The sequence below is a fragment of the Kitasatospora sp. NPDC058478 genome, from assembly GCF_042720345.1.
Taxonomy (GTDB): domain Bacteria; phylum Actinomycetota; class Actinomycetes; order Streptomycetales; family Streptomycetaceae; genus Kitasatospora.
The window spans coordinates 1-12,512 of sequence record NZ_JBHXML010000039.1; the positions used below are offsets into that span (position 1 = coordinate 1).

The following is a 12,512-nucleotide window of genomic DNA, read 5'->3' on the forward strand; positions in this document are numbered from 1 at the left end:
CCCCCAGGCATCCCGCCTGGACGCACGCCCGAATCGCCCAAGTACGTCCAGTACGAGGACGACTCGGGCGCACGCCCAGCCGGGCGCGTCATGGGGGTACCTCCCGGCCGAAGGCTGGGGGAGCCGCGGGCTGATCCGCCAAGATCGACCGGACAGGACCTAGTACTCCAGCAGGACTTCGACGTTTTGCCTGTTCAGAGGGCTGCGCGGTGGGGTGTAGCGGGCTGATGCTCGATCAGGGGCGGTCTTCATTGGGCCGCCCCTCGATCGTGTGCAGCCGGCGTTGGTAGTGACAGCGCCGGGCGACGGCCTGGCGTTGTCACCGCCAGGTGGACCACTTCAAGGCGTGAGCGAGGGGCGGGCAGTGTGGTGGACGCGGGCCGCGGGGACAGCCAGTTGCCAGGAGCCGCCGGATCTCTGCCACGGTGAGGTCGACCAGGGCGCGGGAACCGTTTCTGCAGCCCCCTTTGCAGCAGCCGCCGCGGCCATCGCGGCCATCGCGGCCAGGAAGGCGTGGGCGAGCATGGCCAGGGTGACGTGTCGCATCCAGCAGGGGTAGCGGCGGACCTCGTACTGGTCCAGGCCGCACTCGTTCTTCGCGGCCTGGAAGCACTCCTCGATCGCCCGGCGCATCCCGGCGATCCGCACCAACTGCTCCACGGTCGTGTCGAGTTGTGCGTAGGCGAGGTAGTAGGCGATCTCGTCGGGCCTGTTCAGGCTGCGGCGGGCCAGCGCCCACCGCTGGCGGACCGGGGTCTCATCCTGGTAGTCGAACTCGGTCACGGCGGGTGGCCGGATGGCCGCCCAGTCGTAGATGCGCGGTCCCTTTGGCACCGTCGCCGCACGAGATCCGCTCCCAGGCCTGGGCCGGGGCCTGGGCAAACAGCCAGTCGATGCGTGGACAGCCCACGCTGAACTGGGACTTGGGCACCGCCAGGACGTAGCCGACGCCGGACTGTTCCAGCAGGCGACAAAAGCGCCCCTCCTGGCCGTAGGCCGAGTCCGCGGTGACCCAGGCGATCGGCAGGTCGGAGGCCGGCGCCCGCAGCACCAGGGCCTTGGCGAGGCCGCCCTTGGTGCGGAACTCCCGCTCGTCGGGGATCCTCGCTGCGCGGCAGCGGTCCCGGTCCTCGGTCCAGGATTTGGGCAGGTAGAGCTCGCGGTCGACCAGGGCGCGGCCACGGGTGGAGGCGTAGGCGGCGAAGACCCCGATCCGGCAGTTCCCGGTTCGGCCGGCGGTGCCGGAGTATCGGCGCTGCACACCGGCAGAGGTGGTGCCCTTCTTGACGAAGCCGGTGTCGTCGATGAACAGGACTCCGTCGTCGGCTCCGAGGCGTTCGGCGACGTAGTGCTGGAGCTCGTCGCGGATCTCGCCCGCGTCCCAGCGGGAACCGGCGAGCAGGTGCTGCAGGCCGTCGGGTGTGGCGTGACCTGCGTATTCGGCCAGCTGCCAGCCGTTCTTGTGGCCGACTGGGCCGAGCAGGCCGCGGACGCGCGCATCCGGCGGCGCGGCTCCACGCGGCTGAAGCGGTGGCCGATACGGAGGAAGAGGTCTTCGAGTTCGTTGTCCCAGGTCTCGGCTGCAGGCTCGTTGATCACGACGAGAGGCTGCCCCGGCGCTGTCACTACCAACGCCGGCTGCACACGATCGAGGGGCGGTCCGATGAAGACCGCCCCTGATCGGGCACCAGCCCGCTACACTCCACCGCGCAGCCCTCTGAACAGGCAAAACGTCGAAATCCTGCTGGAGTACTAGGGCCGGACGATCCGCAGGACGGCGGTGCTCCCGGTGTAGCCGCCCACGTAGAAGGTGTGGCCGTCGGGCCCCAGGGCGAGACCGCTGATGACCCCGTCGGTCAGGCCGATCAGCGACTCCTGCGGGACGGCGGCGCCCGTGGCGGCGTCGAGGGCGAGCACCGAGCCCCTGATGGTGGACGTGCCGGTGGTGACGTAGAAGCGGGTGCTGTCCGCGCCGGCACGCGGGAAGTGCAGGTTGGCGTACCCGTTGGTCAGTGCGAGGTGTGCGGCGACGGTGTCGGTGGCGGTGTCGACGACGTCGGCCGCGCCGCTGCCCGAGGCGTTCACGGCGAGCAGGCGGCCGCCGTCGGGGGTGAGCGCCAACTCGTGCCCGTACACCGTGGCGGTGGCGGGGATCCTGCCGACGACGGACGGCACGGCGCCGCTGGTGTCCAGGTGCACCACGCCCACGTTGGCGCCGACGTAGACGTCGCGGCCGTCCGCTCCGACCGCCAGCCCGTTCACGTTCATCGCCGGGACCGGCACCGCGTCGGTGAACGCCAGCCGCGCGGTGTCGAACCTCAGGACCCGTCCGTCGCCCCTCGACCGGATCCCCGACGACCCGTCCTGGGTGACGTAGAGCGTCGCCCCGTCCGGGCTGAGCGCCAGCTCGTTGAGCTTCCCCTCGGTCCAGCGCTCCGGGCGCGGCTGGTCCGGCACGGGGAGCGAGGCGAGCACGGTCAGCGAAGCGGTGTCCCACACGGTCACGACGTCGAGGTTCAGGACGTAGAGCCGCGAGCCGTCCGGGCTGAGCGCCGTGATCGAGGACCAGTTGTGGTTGCCGGTGCTGTCCTGGCCGGTGACCTGGCCGGTCTGGGTGTCGACCGCCCTCACCGCGATCCTGTTGTTCGCGTCGGCCACCGTGACGTACACCGTGGTGCCGTCCGGGCTGACCACCGGCACCACGTCGCCGCGGCCCACCGCGACGGTGGCCTCGACGCCGGGGACCGGGGTGGTGGCCGCGGCGGGCCCGCCCGCCAGTGCGAGCAGTGCCGCCGTGGTGGCCACCGCCGTCGTCCAGCGGGCCGTCCTCGCAAGAGCTCTCATTGATCGCTTCCCCTCCCTGCGCCGCCCTCGCGGCGCCCCTGGGAAGGCTAGCCGCCGGTGAGGGGGGCGTGAGGACAATAGGAGAAATGTGCAAGGGATGTGATGATTCATCAGATCTGTGTTCGAGGTGGTCTGGGTCGCCCCGTACGCCCCCTGCACGGGCCCGCCCGCACGCCCGCCGTCGCCCCGGCCCGTACACCGACGTACCCGCCCGCGCTTCCCGGATCCGCTCCACCCACCACCGCCGGCTGACGTCCCGACACCACCGCGCGGCTAGTACTCCAGCAGGGCTTCGACGTTTTGCCTACCGGAGTACTGACGGCTCGCCGGTCAGGGCACCGGGACGCGGTACGGCTCCGGGGCCGGCTCGGCCCGGTGGTGGCGGGCCGGGCGGAGCGGCCACCAGAGGGCGCGGCCGAGCAGGGCGGCGACGGCGGGCACCAGGACCAGGGACAGGACGACGGCGGAGAGCAGGATGCCGAGCGTCAGCGCGAAGGCGACCTGTTCGCTGCCCGGGGTGGCGGCGAGGGTCGCGAAGGAACCGGCCAGGACCAGGCCGGCCGTGGCGATGGCGGGCGTGGTGTGCCGTACGGCGCGGGCGACGGCGGCGCGGGGCGGGCCGGGGCGCTGCATCTCCTCGCGGATCCGGTCGGTGATGAGGATGTTGTAGTCGGTGCCCAGCGCCACGACGAACAGGAACAGCACCAGCGGGAGGGTGAAGCTGACGCCCGGTTCGCCCAGCCCGTGCTGGAACAGCAGGGTCGCGGCGCCGAGGGTGGCGGCGAAGCCGAGCCCGACCGAGAGCATCAGGACCAGCGGGGCGAGCAGGCTGCGCAGGAGCAGCAGCAGGATCAGGGCGATCAGGGCGGCCGCGACCGGGAAGACGATCGCCAGGTCGTGGTCGACGGCGGTGGAGATGTCGGCGAAGATCGCCGCCGTGCCGCCCACGTGGACGCTGGTCCCGGCGGGTGTGTGGGCGGCGACCGCGGCGCGGACCGGGCCGGAGGCCAGGTCGCGGGCGCGCCGGCTCTGCGGGTCTGCGGTCAGGTAGAGGTCGATCCGGGCGGCGCGCCGGTCCCCGTTGAGGACGGTGCCGCCCGTCTTGCCGACTCCCTCGACCTGGGTGAGGGCGTGGGAGAGGCCGTCGAGCCGGCCGGGGGTGAGGGTGGTGCCGTCCGTGGTGACGACGTAGACGCTCGTCGGGTCGGAGACGCCGGCCGGCAGGGTGCGGGAGATCTCGGCGGCGGTGGCGGCGGCCGGGGTCCGGTCGCCGGCGCCGCCGAGGCCGTAGTCCATCCGGATCCCGGTCATCCCGGCGGCCAGCGCGCCGAGCAGGGCGAGGGCGGCGAGCAGCATCGGCAGCGGCCGCCGGGTGACGAGCGTGCCGAAGCGGGCGGCGAAGCCCTCGTCCGGCTGGCGGCGCAGGCTGCGGGAGGGCCAGAACATGCCGCGGCCGCAGGCGGCGAGCAGGGCGGGCATCATGGTGAGGCTGCCCAGCAGCATGACCAGGACGGCGACGGCGATGGCCGGGCCGAGCGAGCGGAACTGGCCGAAGCTGGCCACGCCGAGGGTGGCGAAGGCGGCGACGATGGTCAGCGCGGCCGAGGTGATCGCGGTGCCCACCCGGGCGGTCACCTGGGCGGCGGCTTCGCGGGCGGGCTGCTCGGGCCGGGCCCGCAGGTGCTCGCGGAAGCGGAAGAGCAGGAAGAGCAGGTAGTCGACGCCGATGCCGAGCAGGACCACGGAGACCAGCCCGGGGGTGCCGGCGTCGAGCTTGAGGCCGGTCAGCGTCGCGGCGACGGCCACGGCTCCGCCGGCCGCGCTGCCGATCATGGCGACGGCGAGCAGCGGCAGCAGGGCCGCCGCCACGCTGCGGAACACCAGCACGTTGAGCAGGACGATCAGCCCCATGACGAGCGCACTGCCGACCGTCGCGGCGGTGCGGTGGGAGTCGGCGGTGTCCACGGCGTCGGCCAGTCCCCCGGTGAACCCGGTGCGCATCCCGGCGTCGGCGAACTGGGCCCGGGTGGCGTCCCGGAACGCCCGGTAGACGCCCTGGACGCCCTCGGCCGCGGCGTTGCCGGTCAGTTCGACGGAGAGCAGTTCGAAGCCGCGGTCGGGCGCCACCATGGCCGGGGCGACCCGGGGGGTCTGGGACCGGTCGGGGACGAGGAAGGCCGGCTCGTCGTCCTTCCTGGGCATGACGACCCGGCGCTGGGCGAGCTTCGCCGCCTCGGCCTCGACCCGCTGCTGGTCGGCGGCGGTGAGCACCTGGCCGTCGGTCCTGGCGACCAGCACCGTGACCGTGGTGGCGTCGGGCTTCATCCCGAAGTTCTCCTCGGCGATCCGCAGCGCGGCGGCCGAGTCGTAGCTCTTGGGCAGGAAGTCCCCGGTCTGGGACTGGGTGACGCGGGCGAGCAACATCGGGCTCAGCAGGGCCAGGGAGAGTCCCAGCACCACCCAGAGGGTGATCACCTTCCACGGGTTCCTGGTGGAGTATCCGGTCAGTGCGCGGATCACGATTTCCTCCGGCGGTGGACGCGAGCGTCCGCAAGGTCGGTCTCGGCTCCGGGGATTCCCGGCCGGGTTCCAGACCATCACCCGGGGTGGGCCGCGGACGTCCCTGCGACGGACGATCCGCACCGGGGCCCCTGCTCCTCGGCCGGGCCCGGACCCGGGACCGTGGTCCTGGTCCGGGCCCCGTGATCGGCCGTGGGGACCATGCCGGGGCGGGGTGGGCCGATGCCAGAATGGGGTCATCGGGCCTGTTCAGAGCCTGTTCAGGGCCTGAAACAGGGTCTGATCGGGGCCTGATCGGGCTCATCGGGGCTCGTCAGGGCTCATCGGGGCTCGTGGCTCGGGGCTCGGGGCTCGGGGCTCGGGGCTCGTCAGGGCTCATCGGTGAGGCGCGGCGCGGGCCGGGCACGGAGGGGGAACGGACATGGGCGGTCATCAGCGCCCCGCGATGGACGCGGCACTCGGGGCGGACCCGGCACACCCGGCACACCGGGCGAGCGGGAGCCCGGGGCCCGGCGGGGTGGCGGACGCGCCGCCGGAGACCGACGGCGCGCCGTGGACCCACGCCGACGCGCTGGTGGCCGCCTGCGTCTGCACGCTCGACCTGCTCAACTACCTGCTCTTCAGCGAGATGGACGGGGTACGCCGGGTGACCCCGCCGGGCCTGCTCCTCGTCGCGCTGTCGGCCCTGCCGCTGCTCGTCCGGCGCCGCCACCCGGTGCCGGCGCTCGCCGTGGTCCTGGCCGTCGAGGCCGCGATCGACCTGTCCACACCGGCGAGCACCCACTTCGGCGCCGTCCTGATGGTCGGCCTGTACTCGGTCGCCCGGGCCCGCCCCGCCCCGGTGACGGCGGCCGCCGCGGCGGCGACGACGGTGCTGACCACGCTGAGCCAGAGCCACCTGCGCGTCCCCTCCTGGCAGGCGCTCGCCGGCACCTCCTGCTCCACCCTGCTCGTGGCCGGCGCCGGCCTCGCCGTGGCGCGCTGGCAGCGGGAGGTCGCGGCCAACCGCAAACTGCTGGCCGAACGCGCGGTGGCCGACGAACGCCGCCGCATCGCACGGGAGTTGCACGACATCGTGGCGCACCACATCACCACCATGCAGCTGATGGCCGGCGGCGCCCGGGCCAACCTCGCCCACCCGGAGGTGGTCCGGGACGCCCTGGTCACCCTGGAGTCCTCCGGGCGACTGGCCCTGCGGGAGATGCGCCAGCTCCTGGACGTCCTGCGGGCCGGCGACGAACCGGACACCGCCCCGCCCTCGCCCCAGCCCGGGGCCGAGGACCTCGGCCGGCTGGTGGACGAGTCCCGGGTGGCCGGCCTGCCGACCGACTTCGGCGTCCACGGGCCCCGCCGCCCGCTGCCGCCCACCGTCGGCCTGACCGTGTTCCGGATCGTCCAGGAGGGCCTCACCAACGCCCGCAAGCACGCCGGGCCCGCCCGCGCGACCGTCACCCTGACGTACGGCCCGGACCGAGTCACCGTCGAGGTGCGCGACGACGGGGGCACGGCGGGCACGGGCGGCGCCGCACCGCAGGAGGCGGTGCCGGCCGGCGGCCGGAGCGGGTACGGCCTGATCGGCATGCGCGAGCGCGTCGCCCTGCACGGCGGCACCCTGCGGACCGGACCACGTCCGGAGGGCGGCTTCGCCGTCCTGGCCGACCTGCCACTGGCCCCGGAGGAGACGGCCGACGCGGCCGTCCAGCACGGAACGGCGACGGCCCGGTGAGCGCGCACGGCGACGGCCCGGTGAGGTCGAACGACGACGGCCCGGTGGGCGCGGTGGCACCGGGTATCCGGGTCCTCATCGCGGACGACCAGCCGCTGGTGCGGCGCGGCCTGTCCCTGATCCTCTCCCCCGACCCGTCCTTCGAGGTGGTGGGCGAGGCCGAGAACGGGGAGCAGGCCGTCACCGCCGCCCGCCTGCTGCGCCCCGACGTCGTGGTGATGGACATCCGGATGCCCGTGCTCGACGGGGTCGGCGCGACCCGGGAGCTGGCCCGCACCCTCCCCTCCTGCCGAGTCCTCGCCCTCAGCACCTTCGACATGGACGAGTACGTGGTGGCCGCGCTGCGCGCCGGCGCCCACGGGTTCCTGCCCAAGGACGTCTCGCCGGAGGAACTGGGCGCGGCGATCCGCACCGTCCACGCCGGCGAGGCGGTGGTCGCCCCGCGCCTGCTCACCCGGCTGATCTCCACCTACGTCCGGGCCCCGGTCGGCGCCCCGCCGCCGGTCACCGACACGGGCGGGCTGACGCCCCGGGAGGTCGAGGTGTGGCGGCTGATGGCCACCGGCCTCGACAACACCGAGATCGCCCGGGCCCTGGACATCAGCGTGTCGACGGTGAAGAACTACATCACCAGCATCTTCGGCAAGCTCGACGTCCGGGACCGCGCCCAGGCGGTCATCGCAGCCTACGAGTCCGGCCTGGTCACCGCGCGCACGGGAGGCGGGTAGCGGGGGCTTTCCGTCTGCGGGGGCTTTCTGTCTGCGGGTCCTTGTCGACCGCGAGCTCTACCTGCCCAGGTCCTGGGCCGAGGACCAGGACCGCTGCCGCGCGGCGAAGATCCCCGGCCGACGCCTGGCAGCGGATCCCGTACGGTGCCGGCGCAAAAGGACCGCGTATCCACGACCGGGCGGCCATCCGGCTGCCCGCCGTGGCGGAGTTCGACTACCGGGGCGAGGTCCAGGTCCGCCAGCGGTGGGCACCGGCCCGCCGCAGCCTGAGCAGGCCCAGGGTGGTCATGGCGGTCATGGCGGTCATGGCGGTCACGCGAGCCCATCCGTCCCGAGTGTCTCGCGCGCGATCTCGGCCCGGAAGCCCTCGATCAGGACGCGCAGCCCGTACTCGAAGTCGGCGTCGTGGTCGGTCATGCGCAGCACGTCGGCCGCCTCGCGCAGCAGCGGGAGGTCGTGCAGGGCTTCGTCCGGGAAGGGCGGCCGGGCGCGGTCGGCGGCGTCCTGTCGCCAGGCCTGCTCCTCGGTGACCCAGCCCATGATGTAGCGGTCGATGGTGAGCAGCAGTCGCAGCGCGGTGCGGGGCCGCAGGCCGGCCTGCCGGAGGGCGTCCAGCTGGGCTTCGACGGCGGGCAGTTCGTCCTCGGTGGGCAGCGTTCCGGCGTGCACCCGGGCGCCGTCGCGGTAGGCGAGCAGGGCGTGGCGCTTGGCGCGGGCGTCGGCGGCGAGCCAGTCCGGCCAGTGCTCCGGATCCGGGCTGCGGTCGGCCGGGAGGGCCTCGGCGAGCATCGCCTCGGCCATCAGGTCGAGCAGTTCCCGCTTGTTCTTGAAGTGCCAGTACAACGCGGGCGACTGGACGCCGAGTTCGCGGGCCAGCCGCCGGGTGGTCAGGCCGTCGATGCCTTCCTCGTCGAGTACGCGCAGCGCGGTGCGCACCACCTCGTCGCGTTGCAGTGCCACCGCCGGCCGCCTCTCCGTCATTCGCTTGCCCACTCCACCTTATCGCCGCTAAGTTCCCGAGCTGGAATTTATCAGCGATAAGGAGAGCCGTCATGGTCGACGGCCCGAAGGGACCACCACCCCATGACCTCCGGAACGGACCGCCCCCGGTCCCGACTGCTGCCGAACACCGCGCCCTGGCGGTCCTCCCGCGACTTCCGCCTCACCTGGACGGCCGGCACCGTCACCCTGCTCGGCTCCGTCCTGACCATGACGGCGATCCCGCTCCAGATCGCCGACCTCACCGGTTCACCGCTGGCCGTGGGCGCGGTCGGCGCCGTCGAACTCCTGCCGACCATCGTGTTCGGCCTCTACGGGGGCGTCCTCGCCGACCGTGCCGACCGCCGAACCGTCGCCCTGGTCACCGAACTCGCACTCGCCGCACTGAGCGCCCTGCTGCTCGCCAACGCACTGCTCGGCACCCCCGCGCTCTGGCCGCTGTACGCGGCCGCCGGACTGGCAGCGGCACTGCAGGGCCTCCAGCAGCCCTCGGCGGAGGCGATGATCCCCCGGCTGGTACCGCCCGACCAGCTGGTGGCGGCGGGCAACCTGCTCTCGCTGCGCTGGAGCATCGCCGGGCTGGCCGGCCCGGCCACCGCCGGAGTGCTGATCGCCACGGCCGGCGTCCCGGCCGCCTACCTGGTCGACCTCGGCACCTTCCTGGTCTCGATCGCCCTGCTCACCCGGGTCCGGCCCGTCCCCTCGCAGCGGGACGCCGAGGCACCGCGGCTGCGGGAGTTCGTCGACGGCGCCCGGTACGCGGCCCGCCGCCCCGACCTGCTGGGCACCTACCTGGCGGATCTCGCGGCCACCGTCTGCGCCCTGCCGACCGCGCTGTTCCCGTTTCTCGCCCAGGAGTTGGACGCGGTGTGGGCGCTCGGCCTGCTCTACTCGGCCGCTGCGGCGGGCGGCCTGCTCGCGGCCGCCACCGGCGGCTGGACCGAGCGGGTGCACCGGCACGGCCGACTGGTGCTGCTCTGCGCCGCCCTCGTCGGCGCGGCGACGGCCGCGGCCTCGTTCGCCCCCGGCCTGTGGGCCGTCCTGCTCTGCCTGCTCGTCGCGGGCGGCGCCAACCAGATCGGCGACACCTTCCGCAGCGCGATCTGGAACCAGTCCATTCCGGACGAACTTCGGGGCCGTGCCGCCGGTCTGGAGATGCTGATCGGCTCCGCCGGCCCCGCCCTCGGGGACCTGCGGGCCGGCGGTCTCGCCGCCCGGCAGGGCATCCGCGTCGCGCTGCGCACCGGCGGCCTGCTCTGCCTGGCCGGCACCGCCGCCCTGTCGGCCGCACTGCCCGCGCTCTGGCGCTACGACCAGCGCGACCAGCGCGACCAGCTAAGCCACCCCGACCAGCTAAACCACCTCGACCAGCCCGCCCGACCCGACCGACAACCCACGCCATGACCGCCCACCCCGACAGCGGCGAACCGGGGCGCCGCCCCTCAACCCCGGGCGGGCACCGTGGCGTGCCGGGCGATCAACGCGCCGAGCCGGCCCGGGTCGCCGGTGCCGCGCTTGGGCAGCAGGGTCAGCACGTGCGTCTGCTCGTCCCCGCCCAGCAGGACGAAGAGTTCGGGCGTCTCCAGGTAGTACGGAAGCTCCCGCCAGGCGAGTTCGGTGCTGGACACCGCGTTGGTGACGGTCACCCCGGCCTCGCCGAGGACGATCCGGAACTCGCCCTTGTCCGCCGCCATCCGCCGCACCTGACGCAGTTGCAGCCAGGGCAGTCCGACCACCAGCAGCAGCGCGACCGCGAGCATCACCAGGGCCGGCGGTCCCACCGTCCGGTCGGCGACCGAGGTCAGCACCGCGCCGGCCGCGGCGCAGGAGGCGATCAGGTACCTCGACCGCCGGGCCCGTCGACCCGCCGCCGTGCCCCGGGCCCGGGCCGCGAAGGCCGCCCGGAAGTCCGCGGTCGTCGGCGTGTAGCGGACCTCGACCGACTCCTCCACCTGCTTGCCGCCCTCCGCCCGCGCCCCCTCCGCACCCTCCACCCGCAACCCCTCCGTACCCTCCGCCCGACGCCTCTGCCTCCGGATGCTAGCAAAGGCCGTGTGCACCCGATCCATCACCCTCTCCCTCCCTTCGCGGTGACGCGATTCCGCCGCTCCCGGGCGGGCATCGTTGACCTCCCGCCGCACCCGGCGGTTGGCTCACCACGAGCCGGCCGCCGGGGAGTTCGGCGCGGCCGGCCGTACCCAGGGGAGGGACCAGATGACCCGCACACGTTCCGCACCACACCTGCTGCGCGCGGCCGGCGCGCTGGCGGCGGCCGCGCTGGCCGCCGTCACGGTGGCGACGCCCGCCCAGGCGGACGCGCCGCACGGCCGCACCGAACGGGTGTCCGTTGGGCTCGGCCAGGCGCAGCCCGACGGCGCCTCGTACGCCGCCGGTCTGAGCGCCGACGGCCGCTTCGCCGTCTTCACCTCGAAGGCCGCCAACCTGGTGCCCGGCGACACCAACGGCAAGTCGGACGTCTTCGTCCGGGACCTGTGGACCGGCCGGACCGAGCGGGCCAACACCGGCGCGGACGGCGCCCAGGCGGCCGACGACTCCTTCGACGCCACGATCAGCGGCGACGGCCGCTACGTGGCGTTCAGTTCCTACGCCACCAACCTCGCCCCCGGCGGGAACCTCGGCTTCGAGGACGTCTACGTCCACGACCGCTGGACGGGGACCACCGAGCTGGTGTCCACCGGCCACGACCCGGCCAAGCCGCAGGCCGGCCGGCAGTCCGGCCACCCGTCGATCAGCTGGGACGGCCGGTACGTCGCCTACCAGTCCAACCGCTCCGACCTGGCCCCCGGCACGGTCACCTGGACGGGCGGCAACATCTACGTCACCGACCGCCGGACGGGCGGGACCCGCCTGGTCAGCGTCGGCGCGGACGGCACCGAGGCGAACGCCTCCTCCGCCGAGCCGGTGATCAGCGGGGACGGCGGCTCGGTCGGCTTCATCTCCAAGGCCACCAACATCATCGGCCAGGACAAGCCCGGCGCCCTCGCCGCGAAGGCCGCCGCCGAACTCGACGCCGTCTCCGACGAGGAGTTCGTCCGCGACTCCTTCCGGCACGACGACCAGCCGACGATCCTCAAGCCCCGCTTCTACCCCCTCTACGTCCGCGACCTCCGCGCCGAGCAGAGCGTCCTGGCGAGCACCGACGGGGCGGGCGGCTATCGCGGGGCGGCCTCGCCGGCGCTCAGCCAGGACGGCCGGTACGCCGTCTACTCGGCGCTGCTCCAGGACGGCAACGGCCCCTGGGGGCACCACTTCGAGGTGTACGTCCGCGACTTGGAGGAGGGCACCGAGACCCTGGTCAGCGCCGGGCTCCCGGGGACGAAGACCTCCGGCGACTCCTACCACGCGCAGATCACCGCCGACGCCCGCTGGGTCTACTTCGACTCCGACGCGGCGAACCTGGTGCCCGGGGACACCAACAACGCCGGGGACGTCTTCCGGCGCGACCTGTGGACCGGCCGCACCGAGCGGGTCAGCGTGGCGACGGACGGCTCGCAGACCGCCGGCGCCTCGGAGCGGCCGTTCGTCGACGCCCTCGGCACCACGGTGCTGTTCACCTCCGAGGACGGCACCCTCGTCCCGGGCGACACCAACCAGGCCCCTGACGTCTTCCTCCGCCGACTGCCGCTGCTCTGACCCGGAGCCGGCCGAACCCGGCCCGTCCTGGTCCGTCCGGG

At 73.9% G+C, this 12,512-nt stretch carries 8 protein-coding genes and 1 pseudogene; 4 read left to right on the forward strand and 5 right to left on the reverse strand.

All coding sequences use genetic code 11. The features are described 5' to 3' along the window. Positions 1–339 precede the first annotated feature (339 nt). From ACFWPT_RS22200 to ACFWPT_RS22210, 3 genes and pseudogenes are all read right to left on the reverse strand, one after another. Positions 340–1,596, reverse strand: a pseudogene (locus tag ACFWPT_RS22200) (IS701 family transposase). 156 nt (positions 1,597–1,752) lie between these two features. Further along, positions 1,753–2,844 (reverse strand): hypothetical protein, encoded by a 1,092-nt coding sequence (locus ACFWPT_RS22205; RefSeq protein WP_380483665.1) that lies wholly within the window; start codon positions 2,842–2,844, stop codon positions 1,753–1,755. Positions 2,845–3,174: 330 nt separating this feature from the next. After that, positions 3,175–5,364 carry an MMPL family transporter gene (locus ACFWPT_RS22210; protein ID WP_380483667.1) on the reverse strand — a complete coding sequence of 730 codons (2,190 nt, stop codon included), beginning with the start codon at positions 5,362–5,364 and terminating at the stop codon, positions 3,175–3,177. 421 nt (positions 5,365–5,785) lie between these two features. Between ACFWPT_RS22210 and ACFWPT_RS22215 the strand changes: the two genes are divergently transcribed. Together ACFWPT_RS22215 and ACFWPT_RS22220 are read left to right on the forward strand one after the other, a co-directional pair. Then, the gene (locus tag ACFWPT_RS22215; protein WP_380483669.1) at positions 5,786–7,090 is read left to right on the forward strand and encodes a sensor histidine kinase; all 1,305 of its coding nucleotides are present in this window, start codon (positions 5,786–5,788) and stop codon (positions 7,088–7,090) included. 20 nt (positions 7,091–7,110) lie between these two features. After that, complete coding sequence (locus ACFWPT_RS22220) at positions 7,111–7,818, forward strand: response regulator (protein ID WP_380483671.1); 708 nt, start codon at positions 7,111–7,113, stop codon at positions 7,816–7,818. 312 nt (positions 7,819–8,130) lie between these two features. Here ACFWPT_RS22220 and ACFWPT_RS22225 read toward each other — a convergent pair whose 3' ends face one another. After that, positions 8,131–8,778: a TetR/AcrR family transcriptional regulator C-terminal domain-containing protein gene (locus ACFWPT_RS22225; RefSeq protein ID WP_380483673.1), complete on the reverse strand. Its 648-nt coding sequence runs from the start codon at positions 8,776–8,778 to the stop codon at positions 8,131–8,133. Positions 8,779–8,901: 123 nt separating this feature from the next. Here ACFWPT_RS22225 and ACFWPT_RS22230 point away from each other — a divergent pair, with 123 nt between their 5' ends. Continuing rightward, positions 8,902–10,221, forward strand: a complete 1,320-nt coding sequence (locus ACFWPT_RS22230) for an MFS transporter (protein ID WP_380483675.1) — start codon at positions 8,902–8,904, stop codon at positions 10,219–10,221. 38 nt (positions 10,222–10,259) lie between these two features. Here the strand turns inward: ACFWPT_RS22230 and ACFWPT_RS22235 are convergent, their stop codons facing one another. Beyond that, a complete protein-coding gene (locus ACFWPT_RS22235; protein WP_380371138.1) occupies positions 10,260–10,811 on the reverse strand; it encodes a YcxB family protein in 552 nt (183 codons plus the stop codon). Between the two features lie 220 nt (positions 10,812–11,031). Here ACFWPT_RS22235 and ACFWPT_RS22240 point away from each other — a divergent pair, with 220 nt between their 5' ends. Further along, the gene (locus ACFWPT_RS22240) at positions 11,032–12,471 is read left to right on the forward strand and encodes a hypothetical protein (protein ID WP_380371141.1); all 1,440 of its coding nucleotides are present in this window, start codon (positions 11,032–11,034) and stop codon (positions 12,469–12,471) included. Positions 12,472–12,512: the final 41 nt, after the last annotated feature.